The organism is Mesorhizobium sp. M0207 (genome assembly GCF_040321995.1).
GTDB lineage: Bacteria > Pseudomonadota > Alphaproteobacteria > Rhizobiales > Rhizobiaceae > Mesorhizobium.
This window is the reverse complement of record NZ_JAMYSQ010000015.1, coordinates 123,088-142,119: the sequence shown is the minus strand read 5'-3', so window position 1 is coordinate 142,119 and position 19,032 is coordinate 123,088. Positions and strand designations below refer to the sequence as shown.

General features: G+C 63.8%; 18 protein-coding genes. 8 read left to right on the top strand and 10 right to left on the bottom strand.

What is annotated here, in order from left to right:
- Positions 1–81: 81 nt before the first annotated feature.
- The 5 genes from NKJ15_RS20480 to NKJ15_RS20460 all read right to left on the bottom strand — a co-directional run bounded on the left by NKJ15_RS20480 (position 82) and on the right by NKJ15_RS20460 (position 5,033).
- On the bottom strand, positions 82–888 hold the full coding sequence (locus NKJ15_RS20480; protein WP_352817131.1) for an ABC transporter permease: 807 nt from the start codon (positions 886–888) through the stop codon (positions 82–84).
- Between the two features lie 4 nt (positions 889–892).
- Positions 893–1,726 carry an ABC transporter permease gene (locus tag NKJ15_RS20475; RefSeq protein WP_352817128.1) on the bottom strand — a complete coding sequence of 278 codons (834 nt, stop codon included), beginning with the start codon at positions 1,724–1,726 and terminating at the stop codon, positions 893–895.
- Positions 1,727–1,743: 17 nt separating this feature from the next.
- Positions 1,744–2,859 carry an ABC transporter substrate-binding protein gene (locus NKJ15_RS20470; protein ID WP_352817124.1) on the bottom strand — a complete coding sequence of 372 codons (1,116 nt, stop codon included), beginning with the start codon at positions 2,857–2,859 and terminating at the stop codon, positions 1,744–1,746.
- A 67-nt stretch (positions 2,860–2,926) separates the two neighbouring features.
- Positions 2,927–4,021 (bottom strand): ABC transporter ATP-binding protein, encoded by a 1,095-nt coding sequence (locus tag NKJ15_RS20465; RefSeq protein WP_352817121.1) that lies wholly within the window; start codon positions 4,019–4,021, stop codon positions 2,927–2,929.
- 124 nt (positions 4,022–4,145) lie between these two features.
- A complete protein-coding gene (locus NKJ15_RS20460; RefSeq protein WP_352817118.1) occupies positions 4,146–5,033 on the bottom strand; it encodes a LysR substrate-binding domain-containing protein in 888 nt (295 codons plus the stop codon).
- 75 nt (positions 5,034–5,108) lie between these two features.
- Here NKJ15_RS20460 and NKJ15_RS20455 point away from each other — a divergent pair, with 75 nt between their 5' ends.
- Positions 5,109–6,698: a zinc-binding metallopeptidase family protein gene (locus tag NKJ15_RS20455; protein ID WP_352817175.1), complete on the top strand. Its 1,590-nt coding sequence runs from the start codon at positions 5,109–5,111 to the stop codon at positions 6,696–6,698.
- A gap of 33 nt (positions 6,699–6,731) precedes the next feature.
- Positions 6,732–7,664, top strand: coding sequence for a dimethylarginine dimethylaminohydrolase family protein (locus tag NKJ15_RS20450; RefSeq protein ID WP_352817115.1), 933 nt, complete (start codon positions 6,732–6,734; stop codon positions 7,662–7,664).
- An 80-nt stretch (positions 7,665–7,744) separates the two neighbouring features.
- Here the strand turns inward: NKJ15_RS20450 and NKJ15_RS20445 are convergent, their stop codons facing one another.
- Positions 7,745–8,752 carry an ornithine cyclodeaminase family protein gene (locus tag NKJ15_RS20445; RefSeq protein ID WP_352817112.1) on the bottom strand — a complete coding sequence of 336 codons (1,008 nt, stop codon included), beginning with the start codon at positions 8,750–8,752 and terminating at the stop codon, positions 7,745–7,747.
- Positions 8,753–8,907: 155 nt separating this feature from the next.
- Here NKJ15_RS20445 and NKJ15_RS20440 point away from each other — a divergent pair, with 155 nt between their 5' ends.
- The gene (locus tag NKJ15_RS20440) at positions 8,908–9,369 is read left to right on the top strand and encodes an Lrp/AsnC family transcriptional regulator (RefSeq protein WP_352817109.1); all 462 of its coding nucleotides are present in this window, start codon (positions 8,908–8,910) and stop codon (positions 9,367–9,369) included.
- A gap of 107 nt (positions 9,370–9,476) precedes the next feature.
- On the opposite strand, the gene NKJ15_RS20435 is transcribed toward NKJ15_RS20440, so the two are convergent.
- Both NKJ15_RS20435 and NKJ15_RS20430 read right to left on the bottom strand, forming a co-directional pair.
- Positions 9,477–9,860: a YybH family protein gene (locus NKJ15_RS20435; RefSeq protein ID WP_352473747.1), complete on the bottom strand. Its 384-nt coding sequence runs from the start codon at positions 9,858–9,860 to the stop codon at positions 9,477–9,479.
- A 152-nt stretch (positions 9,861–10,012) separates the two neighbouring features.
- Positions 10,013–10,762, bottom strand: coding sequence for an SDR family NAD(P)-dependent oxidoreductase (locus NKJ15_RS20430; RefSeq protein ID WP_352473745.1), 750 nt, complete (start codon positions 10,760–10,762; stop codon positions 10,013–10,015).
- 97 nt (positions 10,763–10,859) lie between these two features.
- Between NKJ15_RS20430 and NKJ15_RS20425 the strand changes: the two genes are divergently transcribed.
- The gene (locus tag NKJ15_RS20425) at positions 10,860–11,753 is read left to right on the top strand and encodes a LysR family transcriptional regulator (RefSeq protein WP_352817105.1); all 894 of its coding nucleotides are present in this window, start codon (positions 10,860–10,862) and stop codon (positions 11,751–11,753) included.
- 91 nt (positions 11,754–11,844) lie between these two features.
- Here NKJ15_RS20425 and NKJ15_RS20420 read toward each other — a convergent pair whose 3' ends face one another.
- A complete protein-coding gene (locus tag NKJ15_RS20420; protein WP_352817102.1) occupies positions 11,845–12,273 on the bottom strand; it encodes a VOC family protein in 429 nt (142 codons plus the stop codon).
- Between the two features lie 216 nt (positions 12,274–12,489).
- On the opposite strand from NKJ15_RS20420, the gene NKJ15_RS20415 reads away from it, so the two are divergent.
- Entirely contained in the window at positions 12,490–13,692 is a 1,203-nt protein-coding gene (locus NKJ15_RS20415; protein WP_352817100.1) for an MFS transporter, read from the top strand.
- Between the two features lie 92 nt (positions 13,693–13,784).
- Here the strand turns inward: NKJ15_RS20415 and NKJ15_RS20410 are convergent, their stop codons facing one another.
- Complete coding sequence (locus tag NKJ15_RS20410; protein ID WP_352817098.1) at positions 13,785–14,687, bottom strand: sigma-70 family RNA polymerase sigma factor; 903 nt, start codon at positions 14,685–14,687, stop codon at positions 13,785–13,787.
- A 201-nt stretch (positions 14,688–14,888) separates the two neighbouring features.
- Here NKJ15_RS20410 and NKJ15_RS20405 point away from each other — a divergent pair, with 201 nt between their 5' ends.
- From NKJ15_RS20405 to NKJ15_RS20395, 3 genes are all read left to right on the top strand, one after another.
- Positions 14,889–16,295, top strand: a complete 1,407-nt coding sequence (locus NKJ15_RS20405; RefSeq protein ID WP_352817095.1) for an MFS transporter — start codon at positions 14,889–14,891, stop codon at positions 16,293–16,295.
- Positions 16,296–16,726: 431 nt separating this feature from the next.
- On the top strand, positions 16,727–17,923 hold the full coding sequence (locus NKJ15_RS20400; RefSeq protein ID WP_352817092.1) for an acyltransferase family protein: 1,197 nt from the start codon (positions 16,727–16,729) through the stop codon (positions 17,921–17,923).
- A gap of 2 nt (positions 17,924–17,925) precedes the next feature.
- A complete protein-coding gene (locus NKJ15_RS20395) occupies positions 17,926–19,032 on the top strand; it encodes a glycosyltransferase family 2 protein (RefSeq protein ID WP_352817089.1) in 1,107 nt (368 codons plus the stop codon).

Below are 19,032 nucleotides of genomic sequence, written 5' to 3'. Positions count from 1 at the left end.
CTTCGACCTGTTGAACCATCTATAACGAAAATCGTAGCCCAAGGTTTCATTCGCGCCAGTCACCACGGCGTGAGGCGGCGTCTACCGCGCCGCGCGCAGCCTGACCACGACGCTTCGCGCCACAAGCACCAGCACGGTGATGACGATCAGGATCACCGAGAGCGCTGCGATCGCCGGGTCGATGTTGTCGCGCAGGCCCATCCACATTAGCCGCGGCAGCGTGATGGCGTTGACCGAGGTGATGAACAGGGTGACGCCGATCTCTTCCCAGGACAGCACGAAGGACAGCAGTGCTGCGGTGACGATGCCGAACTTGATGTTGGGCATGATGATGCGGGTGGCGCGCTCCCACACGGTCGCGCCGAGGCCGCGGGCTGCGAGGTCGATGCGGCGGTCGAGCTGGCTAAGCGACACCAGGATCAGCACCGTGGCGAAGGGCACCGTCATCACCGCATGCGCCATGGCGACACCCAGCCAGGTGTCATAGCCGAAGAACGACGAGAACCCCGAGATCGAGGTCAGCAGGAAATAGAGCGTGATTGCCGAGACCACCGGCGGCACCACCATTGGCAGCAGCACGAAGCCGACGAGAGCGGCGGTGAAGCGCGGCTGGAACATCCAGACGCCGAGGCTGAAGCACAGTGCCAGCACCGTGGAAAAGGCGCTGCTGACTATGCCGATCCTGATCGAGAGCAGGATCGAATTGATCCAGCGCGGATCCTCGATCAGCGCCTGGTAATGGCGCAGCGACAGTTCGCCCGACGGCATCGCCAGCATGCGGCTCGGCGTCAGCGATACCGGGATGACGGCGACCAGCGGCAACAGCAGGAATAGCGCGACCAGGGCGGCGAGGATCAGCGAGACGGGACCGGGGCGGTAGGTCGGCATCGCGCTACACCAACTGCTTCGGCCTGATATAGCGGAAAAGCAGCGCCATCAGCGCGCCGACGAATAACACCAGCACCACGCTGATCGCCGCGCCCAGGCCCCAGTCTGGGCTCTGGAAGATGCGGAGATAGATCAGCTCAGCGATCATCACGCTGCGGCCGCCGCCGAGAATCGCCGGCGTGACGAAGAAGCCGAGCGAAAAGACGAAGACGATCAGCGCCGAGCCGATGATGCCGGAGCGGGTCATCGGCACGAACACCGACCAGAAGGTGCGCATGCGGCTGGAGCCGAGGCCGCGCGCCGCCAGCAGCACACGGTCGTCGAGGCTTCGCATCGAAGAGGCCAGTGGAAACACCGCGAAGGGGATGAGGAAATGCGTCATGCCGACGATAACGCCGAACTCGTTGCGCACCAGCGCCAGCGGCTCCGAGATGAAGCCGACCGCCTGCAGCCAGGTGTTGATCAGGCCGCGATTGGACAAAAGCGCCACCCAGCCGAAGGCGCGCGTCAGCACCGAGATCCAGAACGGCACCAGGATGCAGAACTCGGCCACGACGCGCTGCACCGGCGTGCCGCGTACCCAGACAACGGTGATGGCGTAGGCGGCGGCAACCGAAACGATCGTCACGATCGCGGCGATACGCAGCGTGCGGACGAAGACCGACTGCACCAATTGATCCGTGAGTAGCGCATTGTACTGCCCCAGCCCCGGCGTGGGCAGCGTAAAACTCCATTTAACCACGCCAAGGAATGGCCAGGCGTAAGCCAGCACAAGAAAGAGGAGCAGCGGCGCCATCAACAGCGCCGCGCCCATCTTGTCGGAGAGGTATGCTCTCATCCGGTTATCCCGGCTTGTCAGGCGGAGATGATCTTCGTGTATTCGTCGAGTGCTGCCCCGTAGTTCTTGGCATACCAATCCATGTCGAGCGGGATCTGCTTCTTCATGTTCTCCGGATCGACCGGGTTGATGCGCTTCTTGTCGGCGGGGATCAGCGCATCGGTGGCCGGGTTGGCCGGACCCTGGCCGAGCTTGTCGAACATGATGAGTTCCTTCTCCGGGTCCTGGGTGCTGGCGATGAACTTCATCGCCGCGTCCTTGCCGCCGGGATTGCCCTTGAGCACGGCGAGCGCGCCGGGCGAGATCAGGCCCTGGTCCCAGATGAACTTGATCTTGCCGCCGCTGTCCTGCTCGATGAGCGAAGCCCGCGTCGACCAGACGATCGCCATCGAGGCCTCGCCATTGAGCAGCACGCTCTGGCTTTCGGCGCCGCCACCCCAATAGGCGACGACGTTTTCCTTGAAGGCGGCGATCTTGTCATGCGCGCGCTTGAGGTCGAGCGGGTAGAGCGAGGCCGGCGCGATGCCGTCGGCGAGCAGTGCCGCTTCCCAGCTCGACACGCCCCATTTGTAGAGCGAGCGCTTGCCGGGGAATTTTGCCACGTCGAAGAAGTCGGCCATGCCGGTCGGTGCCTGGCTGCCGTATTTCTCGGCATCGTAGGCGATGACGTAGGAGAAGAAATAGGTCGAGGCAGCGTACTCCCAGCCGAATCCCGGCCGCATCTTCTTCTTGTCGACGACCGCATAGTCGATCGGCTCCAGCATGCCTTGGGCGCCGAGAGTGATGGCCGAGAACGGATCGACGTCGACCAGATCCCAGGTCGGCGCGCCGCTCTTGAACTGCGCCGCGATCGCGCCTTCGGTCGGGCCGGAGCCGTCCATCTTGACGGTGATGCCGGTCTCCTTGGTGAAGGCCTGGCCATAAGCCGCATCGTAGGCGGTGATGGCGTCGCCGCCCCAGTTGACCAGCACCAGTTCCTTCGCCGCGGCAACGGCGCCGGTCGAGCGCAGCAGCATCGGCGTGCCGGCCAGCACCAATGCGGCCAGCTGCGTGAACTGCCGGCGCGAGATCTCGCCGCGCACTGCCCTGGCGGATAGCGCCTCGATGGAATTTTTCTTGGTTTGGTTTGTCATGTCAGTTCCCCTTTTTTGTCGTTGGTATTTCCTGAATGTCAGCTTGGCGAATTCGCCACGCCGATCGTCATTGCTCTCCATCCGGAAGGAGGAAGCCTTTCTCCGCGGGCCAGGTCAGCCAGACGGAATTGCCCTTGCTGAGGGCAGAGGCGGCGACCTCGTTCGGCACCGAGACCGTCACCTTGGCGCCTTGCCGCGTCGTCAGATCGAGCCGCGTTGCAGCGCCGAGATAGGTCGAGGCGACGGCAGTCGCGGCAATGCCGTTCTCGCCTGCCGCGGCTTCGCGAGCGATCGACATGTATTCGGGCCGGATCGCCAGGATGGCGTCGCCCCGGACCTTCTCGGCCTTGCAGCGCATGCTGATCGCGCGGTCTTCGCAGAGGCCCGTCGAGCCATTGTCGGCCGGGCGCACGCCCTTCAGCGGCAGCATGTTGATCTCGCCCAGGAACTCGGCGACGAAGCGGTTGTCCGGCCGGTCGTAGACCTCGTCCGGCGCGCCGACCTGCAGCAATTTGCCATGGTTGAAGATGGCGACGCGCGACGACAATGCCAGCGCCTCGCTCTGGTCATGGGTGACGAAGACGAAGGTGGTGCCAGTCTCCTGGTGCAACCGCTTCATCTCGGCCTGCATCTGGCCGCGCAGGCCCTTGTCGAGTGCCGAAAACGGCTCATCGAGCAAAAGTACGCCCGGCTCGAACACCAGCGCCCGCGCCAGCGCCACGCGTTGCTGCTGGCCGCCGGACAATTGCGACGGCAGTTTCTTCTCGTGGCCCTTGAGCCCGACGCGCTCGATCATTTCGCCGACGCGGCGTTTGATCTCGGCCGCCGGTTTCTTGCGCACCTTGAGCGGGAAGGCGATGTTGGCCTCGACGCTCATATGCGGGAACAGCGCATAGCCCTGGAACACCATGCCGGCGGCACGCTGCTCGGCCGGCCGCTCGGTGATGTCGACGCCGTCGCTGTAAAGGCGGCCGTCGGTCGGCTGAATGAAGCCGGCAAGGATCATCAGGAAGGTGGTCTTGCCGGAACCGGAGGGGCCGAGCAAGGTGAGGAACTCGCCACGGCCGATATCGAGCGTCAGATCGTCCAGCGCACGGAACGAGCCGAAGCTCTTGCCGATCCCGATTGCCTTGATCTCTGCGGCCCGGCCGGGTTGCTGCATCCTGCCCTTTCCTTAGCGTAGGCGAAATCGTAGGCAGGGCGGCGGCTCACCGCAACCGAATAGTTTTCGCCTGATCGGCAAATTTGATTCATCTATGCGCCAATCTCCCCCTCGAGGGGGGAGATTAACGCTGGTTCTCCGACAGCTTCGACCGCAGCCACCGCCCAAACGCCTCCAGCACCGGATGCGCCGCCTTGGCGTGCTCGGAAACCAGAAAATACGAGCGCGGTGAATTGATCGCTATGTCGAAGGGGCGGACCAGCCGGCCTTCGCTCAGTGCCCGGCCGCTGGTCAGCTCGTCGCCCATGGCGATGCCCTGGCCGGCGATCGCCGCCGAAAAGACCAGGTTCATGTCGGAAAAGAAGATGCCGCCTTCCGGGTCGGAGTTCTCGACCTTGGACAGCGCCAGCCAGCGCGCCCAGTCCTCGGTATCGCCGAGATGCAGGAGATTGGCGCGCAGCACGTCGGCCGGCTTGGAGAAGCCGCCGATCTTGTTGAGCAGCGTCGGGCTGCACAGCGGCGTAAAGGAGATCCCGCACAACAGCTCGACCGCGCGGTTCGGCCAATTGCCGACGCCGAAGGCGATGAAGGCATCGGCCTCGGCATTGCTCACGTCGTCGAGACGGCGCGGCGTCAGGATGCGCAGCGCGACATCGGGGTACATCTGCCGGAACTCGCCGATATGGGTGCACAGGAACAGTGAGGCGAAACCCGGCGTACAACTGACGCTGAACGAGCCGCCGATGCCGGTGCCGGCATGGCGTGTCACCGCGTCGCCCAGCACCGTCAGCGCCTTGCGCACGTCGCTGGCATAGCGCTGGCCGCGCGGCGTCAGCGCCACGCCCTTGCCAATGCGCTCGAGCAGGTCGAAGCCGAGATCGCGTTCGAGCAGGCGAAGCTGATGGCTGACTGCGCTGCGGGTCAGATGCAGTTCGTCGGCGGCGCGCCAGACGCTGCCGTGGCGGGCAAAACTGTCGAGGGCGCGCAGCGCCTGCGTTGAGGGAATTCTCAAGAGGTGAACCGAATTTGCATGAGCCGGGAAAACATATCACTTTTTGGCGGGGCGCTTCACTGCTTTCTTTCCGCCATGGAGAAACCGGTGACCTCCGCGCAAGCGACCGCACTTGCCTTTCTGGACGACATCCAGCCGTCGCTATCGGCGTGGACTCGGGCGATCTTCGATTTCGGCGAGACCGCCTGGCGCGAATACCAGTCGGCCGCCTGGTATGTCGAGCATCTGAAGCACGAAGGCTTTTCCGTCGAGGAAGGTTCTGGCGGCATGCCGACCGCCTTCTGCGCCCACTGGACCAATGGCGCGGGGCCGACCATCGGCCTGTATGCCGAGTATGATGCAGTGCCCGGCAATTGCCAGGATGCGGCGACGGTGAAGCGACCGCGCCCGGGCCTCGGCGAACAGGCTGGCGGCCACACCGATCCGCATTCCGGCCTCGGCATTGCCAGCCTCGGCGGGCTGCTGGCGACCAAGGCGGCGATGCAGCGCCACGGCATATCAGGCACGCTGCGCTTCACCGGCGAGCCGGCGGAGAAGGTGCGCGGGTCGAAGCCGATCCATGCCGCGAAGGGCTATTACGATGGCCTCGTCGGCATGATCTCCTTCCATCCCTTCTACATGCTGCCGCTGTGCAACACGGCGCGCTGGGACACGCATTGCGGCGCGGCCTATGCGATGATCTACCGCTTTGTGTGCGACGAACCCGAAAATTGGGTTCGCGCAAGCGATGCAGCGCCCATCCCGCAGGCGCATTCGGCGGTCAGGGCGCCCGGCGCTAACGACGCGCTGATGATGATGTACATGGCCTCCAAGGCGCTACGCGATTCCATGTTGCCGCATCAGGGCGGCTGGTCGATCAGCGAGGCGATCCTGACGGCGGGCCAGGCGACCGCCGACAATCTGCCGGCCGGGCTGGCCGAGATCCAGTACATGATCCGCGTGCCGACGCTGGCGATGGCCGAGCAGGTCACCGCCGTGCTCGACCGCAATGCGGAAGCCGCAGCCAGGATGAGCGGCTGCCGCCATGAGCGGCACTGGGTGTCGAAGTCGCGGCCGGGGCTGGCCAATCACGTCATGGCCGGTATTGCCTTCGACGCGCTGGCGGCGGTCGGGCCGCCGTGCTGGGACGAGACGGCCAAGGCGATCGCCCGCGAAGTCCAGCTCAATGCCGGGGGCGAGGCGACCGAGGAACCATTCATCGACGAACTGGACCGGCTGATTGCACCACAGGCGGCCGAGGCGCTCCTGCGCCGCGACCTGCCGCCTTGGCAGCTCAATTCCACCTCTGACGATTACACCGACATGTCGTGGCATACACCGACGGCACGATTCTACGTCGCCCGGCCGGCGCTGCGATCCGAGAACGGCCACGCGTTTCCGTCCTGGGCTATGAATGCGCTGGGCGGCATTTCTGCCACCATCGACCCGATGGTCATCTGCGCCGCAAAGACGGTCGCGCTGGCAGCACTTCGCCTGTTGGAAGACGAGGCTGCGCGCGACGCGGCGATGGATGAATTCGTCACCCGCACCGGCGGCGGCATCGGCGGCTCGAACTGGGTCGCGCCGCTCTGCGACTACGATCCGCCAATCGGATTTCGCTGGCCGGAATACATCACCACCCCGCGCGGACGGGATTGGTGGATACCAGGCAACCAAGCCGCATGATCAACCAAGCCGCCCTTCACGAGGAGAAACCCCATGACCGTCCATGACCGCATCGTCGCCGAGGCGTTTTCGCTGCAGCACCGCAACCCGGCCGGCGGAACCAAGCCGCTGACCGCCTGGGGCTTCGCCAACGAGACCAACGTGCTGACCGACGTGCTGCTCGGCTCGCCGAATTTCCTGCGCCATCTCTCGACCAGCTCGCTGTCGCGCAAGCACCTGCGCGAAGCGCCATGCAACGTCCAGATCGCGCAGGCGCAGCACAAGGACCTGGTCGCCGCCTATGAGCATTTCGGTGTCAATATCCACTGGCACGAGCCGACGCCGGAACTGCCGATGCAGGTCTACTCGCGCGATTCCAGCGTCATGACGCCGTACGGCGCCATCATCACCGCCATGTCGCAATGGTGGCGGCGTGGCGAGAACTACGCGGCGATCCGCACCTATGAGAAGCTCGGCATCCCGATCTATGATATGGTCACCGCCGGCACGTTCGAGGGCGGCGACTTCAACGTCATCGAGGACGGCATCGTGCTGATCGGCTGCGGTGGCGCCCGCACGCAGGAGGAGGGCGCGCGCCAGGTCCAGGCCTGGTTCGACAAGGAGGGCTGGGAGACCCGCATCGCCTTCATCGACGAGTATTACGTCCATATCGACCTGATGGTGGTGCCGATCGCCGAAAAGCTGACCGCCGTCTGCCTTGCCTGTACAGAGCCCGGCATCGTCGACTGGCTGAAGGGCAAGGGCCACGAGATCATCGACGTGCCGTTCCAGGATACTATGGCGCTCGGCTGCAACTTCATGTCGCTGGGCAAGGACAGGGTAATCGCCCCGACCTCGAGCCAGACGCTGATCGGCCAGCTCAAGGCGCGCGGCTTCGAGGTGGCGGCCATCGACATGAGCGAGATCTCGAAGACCGGCGGCGGCATTCACTGCATGGCGCAGGCGCTGAAGCGCGAGCCGGCCTGAGGGGCCGGCCTTTAGCCCGGCCGCTTGCGCGAAAGCGCCATTGTCAGCACCGTCGATCCCGCCTGGCGTGCGGCGCGCCCCTACAGCACGATGAGCTTTCCCTTGCGCAGACGCCGGGCGCAACGATAGACGAGGTCGGCAGCGACCATGTCTTCCATCGCAATGCCCATCGCCTTGTAGGTGGTGATCTGTTGATCCGAAACGCGGCCCGGCGCGCGGTCGAGCAGCATGGCGCCAAGCTCGGTGCCGAAATCCGGGTCGAAGCCGGCAAGCTCGCAAGATCCGACCGGGGTCGGTTTGAATGCATCCTTGGTTTCGACAAAAAGACTGGATCTGCCGATGAGCTCGATCGGCATTTCACCGCCGGGCGGCGCCACCCCGACCGAGGAGACATGCGTGCCCGGCTGGACCCAGCCTGCGTCGATCACCGGCTGGTAGGAGTGGGTCGCCAGGCACACCACGTCGGAACTGCGCACTGCCGTCTCGAGATCGGCGACCGCCACCACCGATGGATGCAGCCGGGCAAGCGCTGCCGCATCGTCGAAGCTCTTCGAAGCGACACGGATTTCGGCAAAGTCGCGCACCAAGGGCAACAGATGCAGGTGCTGGTTGGCCTGCACGCCGGCGCCGACCACGGTCGCTATCCTGGCGTCCCTGCGGGCAAGCGTGCGCACCGACAGCACGGCGGAGCCGGAGGTCCGCACCGCGGTTATGAAGGTGCCGTCCATGATACACACCGGCAGGCCGGACAGCGGATCAAACAGGGTGATGGTGGCGAGGTGGCTGGGCAGGTTCTTGGCCAGGTTGCCTTCGAAGACGTTGACGATCTTGACGGTCAGGTTCATGCCCTCCATCCAGGCCGGCATGGCGAGGCTGTAGCCGGCCTCGGGGATGTCGAGCTGTGGTCGGGGTGGATTGACGACCCTGCCTTGTGACAGCGCCTTGAAGCCGTCTTCCAGAACATCGAGAAGCTGACTGAGGTCGATGCATTCCATCACATCGGTTTCGCTCAGCACCAGGATCTCGGTCGCTCCCTTGCTGATTTCTGCCGCACTCTTGCCGGCTGGGCTGAACGCTTCCTTGGTCATCCTGCACTCCTGTGTTCGAAATCGGCTCACCACGTTTGCTTTCAGCGGTGAGGGAAGCGCAGGCTATTGCGAGGTTTTATGTTGTGAAATACGTTGATTTCGGTGTCTCTGCGTGAAATCAACACGCAAATCCCTTAGATAGCGTGGATTGTGAAATGAGCGACCTCGACCAGATAGACCGCAGCCTGCTCCGGTTGCTGCAGGAAGACGGACGCCGGACGACGCTTGATCTTGCCGGGCGTGTCGGGCTGTCTCCGACCGGAACCAGCCAGCGGGTTAAGCGCCTGTTCCGCGACGGGTTCATCACCGCGGTCAGGGCCATGCTCGATCCGCGCAAGGTCGACCGGGGAACGCTGGTGTTCATCGAGGTCCGGCTTGACCACACGGCGCCTCATGTCTTTGACCGCTTCGCCGAAGCGGTGGCGAAAGCTCCGGAGGTTCTGGAGTGCCATATGGTGGTTGGCGGTTTCGATTATCTGGTCAAGGCGCGGATCGCCGATATGGCGGTGTTCCAGGATTTCCTGCAGCGGGTCATCCTGCCGCTGCCCGGCGTGCGCGAAACGCACACGTTCGCCTCCATCGCCGATGTCAAGCCGAACGCCCTTTTGCCGGTGTGATCGGGTAGAGGAGGGGAACGCTGTTCAGGGCGACCTGCATCGCATCTTCGCCATCTAATCGCTCCCCCCTGGCGCGCCTTCAGGTGCAGCGATGCCGGAGACCGGCTCTAGCCTTGCTGGGTCAGCAGGTTTGCGTCGCGTGCGAGCCGCCACTCACCATCCGCCTCCTTGCGCAGGAGCGTCAGCGCATATCCCGATCGATGGACCGGCTCGCCATTCGGCGGGGTCGCGGTCATATTGATGCGGCTGCGGATGAAGGCCCAAGTGCCGAGAAGCTGTAGTTCCACGATATCGCTCGTGCCGTCGATATGAACGCCGGCCGTCTCCCGCGCGGCTGCCGCGAAGATCTCCTTGTCGAAGGGTTCCCGGCCGGGAACCATGAAGATCGCGTCGTCCGTCATTAAGCTGAGGACGGTCGCGATGTCTCCACGCTTGCTCGCATCCATCCACGTCTCGACCAGCTTTCGGATTGCTGTTTCGTCGCCCGTCATCCGTTACCTCCCTGGCATCTCGCCGTCATCGATGGCGCACGGCGCTCCTTCCTCGCTGCTACATAGGGCTTAGATCGCTCTCGTCATCGATTGCAGTGCGTCGCGCCGCGGGTAGCACGGTCAGCGAGCCGGCAGGTTCGCGCCCTCCATGCCTATCGCCAGCCACCGGAGGCGGTGATGCGCTCGCCGGTCAGCCAGGACGCTTCGTCGGAGGCGAGGAACACCGCGACGCGGGCGACGTCGTCGGGCAGGCCGAAGCGACCGAGCGGCGTCATGGCTATAATCTGCTTCTCGAATTCGCTGCCGACGATGCCGATGCGCGCGAGGCCCTCGGTATCGATGCCGCCGGGCGCGATGGCGTTGACGCGGATGTTGCGTGCGCCGAGCTCCCGCGACATCGACAGCGTGATCGTGTCCACCGCACCTTTGGTCGCGGCGTAGACGAGCGAGTTCGGTTGCGGATTGCGGCTGGCGACCGAGCTTATGTTGATGATGCTGCCGCCGCCCGCGCCAAAATGGTTCACTGCTGCTTGCGTGGTCAGAATGATGCCCAACACATTGGTGTCGAACTCGCGGTGAAACTCGGCCTCGGTAACCGCTTCCAGCGGCTCGAATGCGAAGACTCCGGCATTGTTGACCAGTATGTCGAGCCCGCCAAACTCCAATTTCGCCGCCTCGAACAGGCGGCGCACATCAGCCGCTTGCGACACGTCGCCCTGGACGGCGACGGCGCGGCCGCCACGGTCCTCGATCTCGGCGACGACGCGGTCGGCGCCTTCCCGTGACGAGGCGTAGTTGACGACCACTGCGGCGCCGGCCGTGGCAAGACTCTTGGCGATGGCGGCGCCGATACCGTTGGAGGCGCCGGTGACGATGGCGACCTTGCCGTTCAGCTTGCTCATCAAATCTCTCCTTTGTTGACGATGAGCGGTATTTAATCATGATCGAAACGCGTATTATGGTGCCCGCAATCCGTTCTTTCGTGCCTGGAATTCCGGAATGACCACCATCCTCGAAAAGACCGCCGGTCTCGTCGCCTTCGTCCGCACGGTCGATGCCGGCTCGTTTGATGCCGCCAGCCGGCTGGTCGGCTCCAGCCCGTCGGCAGTGTCGAAAAGCGTGGCGCGGCTCGAGCGTCGGCTCGGCGTCAGGCTGATCCAGCGCTCGACGCGCCGGCTCGGGCTCACCAGCGAAGGCATCGCCTATTACGAGCGCGTGGCGCCGCTGCTCAGGGCGCTGGACGATGCCGAAGACATAGTTCAGATGGCCGATACGGCGCGCGGCCTGCTGCGCGTTACAGCGCCGGTCGAGCTTGGGCGTGGCCTGATCGCGGCATGGGCGCAAGCGTTCCTTGCGCAGCACGGCGCAGTCAAACTGGAGCTCAGCGTCACCGACCGTCACGCCGATCTGATCCGCGAAGGCTATGACGTTGCGGTGCGCATGGGGCCGCTCTCAGACACCGGGCTCGTCGCGCGCAAGATCGCCAACCTGCCGATCATGCTGGTGGCCTCACCGGCCTATGTCGAGCGGCGCGGCCGTCCGGCATCGGTCGAGGATTTACGGGACCATGAATTCGTCCGCCACCAGATGGCTGGCCGGCCTTATCCGGTCACATTTGCCGACGGTACGATGATCGTGCCGGATGGGCGGCTCGATACCGATGACGGCGGCGCCATCCGCAATGCCGCACTTGCCGGCATCGGCATCGCGCATCTGATGCGGTTTGCCGTGCAGAACGATCTCGACGCGGGCCGCCTGGTCCGCATCCTGCCCGAAGTGGCGATGCCAACCATGCCGGTGCACATTGTCCATGCGTACGGGCGACAGCTGCCGGTCCGGGCGCGGCTGTTCGTCGATTTCCTTGCAGGCCAAATGGCTGCGCTGACGCGATAGGGCAGACGCATGGTCTATGACGCAAACACCCAGCTTTTGGCAGAAACCAACCGTGCCGGCCGCTTGCGCAAGCGAACCACCTTACCCGAAGCTAGAACGTGATCTTCACTGAATCGGCGCTGCGGTTGGCCGCGCCGTGGTGGACGGCCTCAATGTTGTTGCCGTCGGGGTCGAGCAGGAAGGCGGCGTAGTAGCCGGGATGGTAGGATCGTTCGCCGGGCGCGCCATTGTCGGTGCCGCCGGCCTCAAGCCCGGCCCCATGGAATGCGTCGACCATGGCGCGGTCATTTGCCTGGAAGGCCAGGTGATGGCGGCCGGTCAGTTTTCCCAGGGCCGCCGGGCTGTCGGGGCTGGAAATGAACAGCTCGTCGGCCCAGAAATAATCACTGCCGGCACCACCGATCGGTATGCCGAGCACGTTGAGAACCGCCTCGTAGAAGCGACGGCTGGCCGCAAGATCCCTGACCACCAACTGGAGGTGGTCGATGAGACGGCCGCGATGAAATTCCTGATTTGCCATGCTTGACAGCTCCTGATCGCCGGTCGGAAATCTAGCTTCGAATGGTGCGCGGTCAATCCAGAAAGCCGTGGAATGGCGCCATCGCGCCGACTGGATAAAAAATGCAACCGGATTGTCGGATTCAAGACATGTCCAACGTCCTTCGGACGCAAGCGGCTCGGCGAAGCTCGAAACGGTCGTGCCGTATCAACGCTTCCGGCAAGGGAGAAAATTGAAATGAGCCTTCCCTATCGTTGGGTTATCGTCGCGGCTGGCGCGCTGATGACCTGTGTTGCCCTCGGGGCGATGTTCTCGCTGGCGATTTTCCTCGAACCGATGGCGCTCGACACACAATGGTCGCGCGCCGGCATATCGAGTGCGATGACGCTGAACTTCCTGGTAATGGGCCTCGGCGGCTTCGCCTGGGGTGCCATTTACGACCGCTTCGGCGCCCGCATCGTCGTCATGACCGGCGCCGTGCTGCTCGGCCTGGCGCTGGTCCTGGCCAGCCGCACCGGTTCGCTGCTCGTTTTCCAGTTGGCCTACGGCGTGCTCGTCGGCCTCGCGGCAAGCGCCTTCTTCGCGCCGATGATCGCGCTCACCTCCGCCTGGTTCGACACGAACCGCAGCCTCGCCGTCTCGGTGGTCTCGGCCGGCATGGGCGTGGCGCCAATGACCATCTCGCCCTTCGCCCGCTGGCTGATTTCGGCCTACGACTGGCGCACCGCAATGTTCGACATCGGCATAACCGCGTGGGTGCTGCTCCTGCCGGCCGCGCTTCTGGTGCGCCAGCCGCCCCAACCCGCTGCCGACAGCGCTGCCCCAAGCATTGCCGCCGAGGGTGCCGGCATGACGGTTCCGCAGGCGCTGCGCTCGCCGCAATTCATCGTGTTGGGACTGACCTTCTTTGCCTGCTGCGCGGCGCATTCCGGGCCGATCTTCCACATGGTGAGCTATGCCATGCTGTGTGGCATAGCGCCGATGGCGGCGGTCAGCATCTACAGCATCGAGGGCCTGGCAGGGCTGGGTGGCCGGCTGCTTTACGGCGTGCTTGCCGATCGGCTGGGCGTCAAGCCGGTGCTGATCACCGGGCTGGCCATACAGGCCGTGGTTATCGCCGCCTATCTGGCGGTCAGCGAGCTTGGTCAATTCTACACGCTCGCCGTCATCTTCGGCGCCACCTATGGCGGCGTCATGCCGCTCTATGCGGTGTTGGCGCGCGAATATTTCGGCCAGCGCATCCTCGGCACGGTGTTCGGTGCAGTAACCATGCTGTCCAGCCTCGGCATGGCTTTCGGCCCGCTCGCCGGCGGCATGGTGTTCGATGCCTACGCCAGCTATTCTTGGCTGTTCATCGGCTCGGCTCTTGTCGGGCTTGGCGCGATGGCGATTGCGATCGCCTTCCCGCCGCTGCCGCGCAGGGAGTTGCAACCGGCTTAAAGCAGGATCGGCGGAAAAGGGCGGCCGCTTGGATGGCAAGCGGCCGCGATCCAAAATAGCTGGCAGTGTTCGGCATTATGAAACGCGAATTGCTATGCAAGCAGAGGTACCACCTTGGCGCCATCAAGCGTGTAGCGCGCATAGCGGAAATCGCGAATTCTCGACAGTCTGTCGCCGGCCCATTCCAGCAGGATGAGATATTTTGGCCCTCCGGCCGAGTCATCCGGGTCGATCACCAGAATGGCTGGGCGCCGATCCACCAGGCCTGGAAGCAGCCGCCAATCGTGGATACCCGCGTAATTGTGGAAGTACCGGCCCACTTTCGTGCGGCCGCTCGCCCGGAGCCGGTTGACGAGGTCAAGCCGCACGTCCTCGGCCAGCATGTCGCGGATCGTATCGAAGTCGCGGGCGTTGAACCGCTCTACATAGGCTGCCAGACGCGCCCGTTCGGGCTCGGCCAAAACCGGCACTGGCCGATCGTCAGGCTCGCCGGCGACCTGGCGCAGGCGCAGACGGCCGCGATACAGTGCGGCTTTCACCGCCGGAACGCTGCAGTCGATAATGTTGCCGATTTCTTCGATCGTATAGCCGAGCACATCCATGAGGATGACGCTGCCACGCTGCGCCGCGGGCAGGCGCATGAAGGTCTGCAGGCTTGCGGCTGCAGTGTGCCGACCCTCGGCCGATATACCGGGGTCAGGTATCGTGTCGATATCCTCGACGGCATGCGCGGCATCCACCCTGGCGCGACGGCGCAGGTGGTCGAGCGCGGCATTGTGCGCGATGCGGAACAGCCAGCCCTCGACATTGGCTATCGGTCCGGTCCCGGGGAACGCCTCGAGCGCCTTGACCGTAGCTTCCTGGACGACATCCTCGGCATCGATCACCGAACCGGTCATGCGGGCACAATAGCGGTGCAGTTTCGGCCGCAATTCGCCGAGCAGCCGATCAAATGGCTCCCGTCCTTCTGGCGTGCCGGTTGCGGATCCGGTCATCGCACAAGGATCGATTTCATGCGTATCTCCCAGGCAGGCGCCCGTCATCAGGCGCAGCGTCCTATAGACGCTCGACGAGGGCAAAAGGATTCGGTCGAAAAAACTTTCTTTGGCTGGAATCCTTTGATGGTTCCTACGCGTCTCTGGATCACGGGCCCGTAACCTGGCGGGCCCTTTGTTCAAGCCGGAGGCGCCATAGTCATGAGCAAGCAAAGTGCGGGATCAACGAAGGTCTGGGTTCTCGCCCTCACGTCGATAGGCTCCTTGATGGTCGTTCTCGATGCGATGGTCGTGGCGACGGCATTGAGCACGATGCGCGTCGAGCTCGACGCCTCGCTGGAGACGCTGCAATGGACGATGAACGCCTATAATTTGAGTTTTGCCGTCCTGCTCATGACCGGGGCTGCGCTCGGTGACAGGTTCGGCCGCCGCCGTACGCTCGTTGCCGGATTGGCGCTGTTCGTCGCAGCGTCGGTTGCCTGCGCGCTCGCTGGAAATGCCGGATTGCTGATTGCGGCCCGTGCGGTCCAGGGCGCAGGTGCCGCAATGGTCATGCCACTGGCCATGGCGCTGCTGAGCGTCGCTTTTCCTCCGGAGGAACGAGGCAAGGCGCTGGGTATCTTCAGCAGCATCACCGGCCTGGCCCTGATCATCGGCCCGATGGCGGGCGGTGCGATTTCCGAAGGCCTCTCCTGGCACTGGATCTTCTGGCTCAATGTCCCGGTCGGCATCGTTCTCATCCCGCTGGTGATGCGTCGGATTCCGGAGAGTCACGGGCCGGGCACGGCAATCGATGTCCTCGGCGTCGTGCTGGTAACCGCGGCGGCGTTCGGAGTGGTCTGGGGCCTCATGCGCGGCAACATCGTGGGCTGGAGCAGCTCTGAAGTGCTGACGGCGCTGACGGCCGGGCTGCTTTTCGCCATCGCGTTCGTCCTTTGGCAGCTGCGTACCCGTGAGCCCATGCTGCCTTTGCGGTTCTTTCGGGCGCGCGCATTCTCCTCGGGCGTAGGGGCGAACTTCCTGCTTTGCGCCGCCATGTACGGCCTCGTATTCCTGTTGCCGCAGTTTCTGCAGTTTGCCCAGAGCCGTGGGCCGTTCGGCGCCGGCATGGGATTGCTGCCCTGGACCGCCACGCTTTTCGTGGTCGCACCGATCGCCGGCAGCCTGATCAACCGCGTTGGCGAGCGCTGGCTTGTCGTGGCCGGATTGATCCTGCAAGCGGCTGGAATGGCCTGGCTGGCGCAGATCGCAGCACCTGATCTGCCCTATATCCAGCTAGTCGCCCCGCTGATCATTACCGGTGCCAGCGTGTCGATGGCCATGCCTGCCGCGCAGAACGCGGTTCTCAATGCGGTCGCCCGGCCGGAGGTCGGCAAGGCTGCCGGCACGTTCAACACATTCCGCTTCCTCGGTGGCGTATCCGGGATCGCGATCGCCGGTGCGGTGTTCGCCGGCACTGGAAGCTTCTCGTCCACCGACGCGTTCAGCGATGGCTTCACCTCGGCAATCGACGTCTCCGCTCTGCTCTCGCTCGCCGGCGCGCTCGTCGGATTGGGGCTCCCGGAGCGTCGCGCAGTGGCGCTCGCGAATGCCAGCAAGGAGGCGTAACTCGAAGGCGGGAAGCTTGCGCTTGCTCCCACTGTTGTCGCGCTAACAGCAGCCGCGCCAGCGCAGCAAAAGGTCGCCGAGCGTCGGTTGCCGGCCGGTCCTGTGGCGGGCATCTGTGTCCAGACCCAGATCTTGCGCCCGTGATGGCGGCGAACATGCTGCATCGCAGCACCCTCTCGCCGATATCGGCGGGCCAAGGCAGTGCGAAAAAATCGTCAAGAATGGACAATTCAGGCTGTTTCCTGCTGTTTTTTGGCTTTTATTAGTCGCGCCTCACGTTCCTGTTTCAAATGTGTCAACTTTTTGTGTTGCGTTGCACAATGGTGGTCCTATTCTGCGCAAGGGGGGCGCTTCCGATTGGAATGCGCCGTGAACGACGCCGCTATATTGACCGATTGGCAGTTTCGCCGTCCCTCCGGCGTATGCCGCTAATGGGAAATGCGCGCGACACCCAATTGGACGCGCTGAGGGCCATCGCCGTGACGATGGTGCTGTACTCCCATTTCTTCGCGGCCGGTGGGTCTTCGTTCTGGGGCCATATCGGCGTGCGCCTGTTCTTCGTGCTGAGCGGCTTTCTGATCACGCGACTGCTGCTGGAAGCCAGAGCGGCCGCCGAATTCGAAACCAGACCGGCGCTGAGATCCTTCTATATCAGGCGGGCGCTGCGGATATTCCCGCCCTATTTCGCCGTGCTGGGTTTCGTCTGGCTGGTGGACCTGGAGCAGTCTAGAGGATCGCTGGCCTGGCATGCCCTCTATCTGTCGAATTTCTGGTACGCGGCGCAGAATGAATGGACGCCCTGGCTGCTCTGCCATTTCTGGAGCCTGAGCATCGAGGAGCAGTTCTATATCGCCTGGCCACTGATCGTCCTGCTGGCACCGCGCCAGCGCCTCGAAGCGATCTGCATCGGCGTGATCATGCTGTCGCTGGCCTACCGGTTTTATTGGCCGATCGCGGGAACGCCCGGTTTGGCGCGCGACCTGCTGCCGCCGGCGTCGATGGATGCATTGGCGTCAGGCGCGCTGCTCGCCGCCTACCGGTCAAGAACAGCCGGCTTGCCGCAATGGCTTCGAGCTGGCTGGCCGGGGCTCGCCGCGGCGTTTTTCGTTCTGCAGTGGTTTGCGCCGGCGCCGGCAAATCCGGTGCAGGAATGGGGTCTCTGGCTGCTGTTGCAGATCCTGCCTGTCGCGCCTCTGGGGGTCATCGTTGCAAGCTGTTCAACGGGCATTGGCGGTCGCGTCGGAAAACTTCTCGAACTGCCGCCGCTGCTTGGCCTTGGCCGCATAAGCTACGGCGTCTATCTCTACCATCCCATAGTGCTGGCTCTGGTTGTCAAGTCGCAGCCCTGGATCCCGCTCAACGTCTCGGAGCAAGGGCCGGGGCGGTTCCTGGTCGCGGGAACTGCGACGCTCATGCTGGCTTCGGTTTCGTGGCTGCTTTTCGAAAAGCCGCTCAACAGCCTCAAGCGCCACTTCCCCTATGTTGCTGGAAAAGGCCGCGGCGCCATCTCGGCAGGCATGGACGTGGGCAATGCCGGATGGATCGCGGCCGGAGCATATCCGGGCAGGCCGCTTGATGGTGGCACGTCACCCTTGCCGCGCAAGCTGCACCGAACCGATCGGAGCTGATCATGGCTGCTGCTCCCTTGGTTTCCGTTCTGCTGCCGATCTACAATGCGGGACCTTATCTCGCCGCTGCGCTGGGCAGCGTCCTGCGCCAGGATTACGAGCGTCTGGAGGTCATCGCCATCGATGACGGCTCGACCGACAACTCGCTGCAGATCCTGCAGAAATACCGCCAGGCCGACAATCGCATCTCGATCATCTCACGCGAAAACCGTGGCCTGATCGCAACTTTGAACGAAGGCCTGGCCGTGGCGCGCGGCGATCTGGTCGCCAGGATGGACGCCGACGACATCGCCTATCCCCAGCGCCTGTCGCGGCAGGTCGCGCTGTTCAACCAGCAGCCTGACCTGGCTCTATGCGGCGCGGGTTTCGATACCTTGCTCGGCAACCGCATCGTCAGGGGTTCGCCCGATCCGATATTCCAGGACAATATCCTGCGAATACTGTCGATGTTCTTCACGATCTTCATGCATTCCACGGTCGTCTACAACAGGAAGGTCATAGAAGAAGATGTTCTATATTACGATACCAGATACAAGCATGCCGAGGATTTCGACCTGTTCAGGCGGCTGACCGACCGCTACCCGGCGGCCATGATCCCCGAAAGCCTGATCGCCTATCGTATCCATGACGACAGCGTGACCAACAGGCACAAGCGCGAAATGCGCAGGACCCATTTGAAGATCGTCGCCGAGAACCTCGAGCGCGAAGGGCTCGCACAAGAGACGCAAGGCCTGCGCGACATCGGTGAGGTCCTGTCGATGGACACGGTTCGCCGTGCCGCCGAATGGATCCTTGCGCTGGAAGAAAGGATTTCGGCACTGCCGGCCGAGACGAGGCCGAGCTACCAGGCCGGCACGCTGAACCTGTTCTATTTCCTCTACCAGCTGATATCGGGGGAAAGGCAGCCGCTGCTGATGCACGAATTCCTGACGCGGACGGCGAAATGGAACCTCATCAGGCGGCGCGAGCAGTACGTGTTTCGGACCGGTGCCTTCGCGCCGCGCTTCAGTCTCGCCTCGATGTCGGTCACCAGGCAGGTGGATGCCCTGTCGCGGTATCTGCAGTCCGTGCCGGCCGCGGCGGTTTTGCCTTCGAACCAGTTGAGCTAG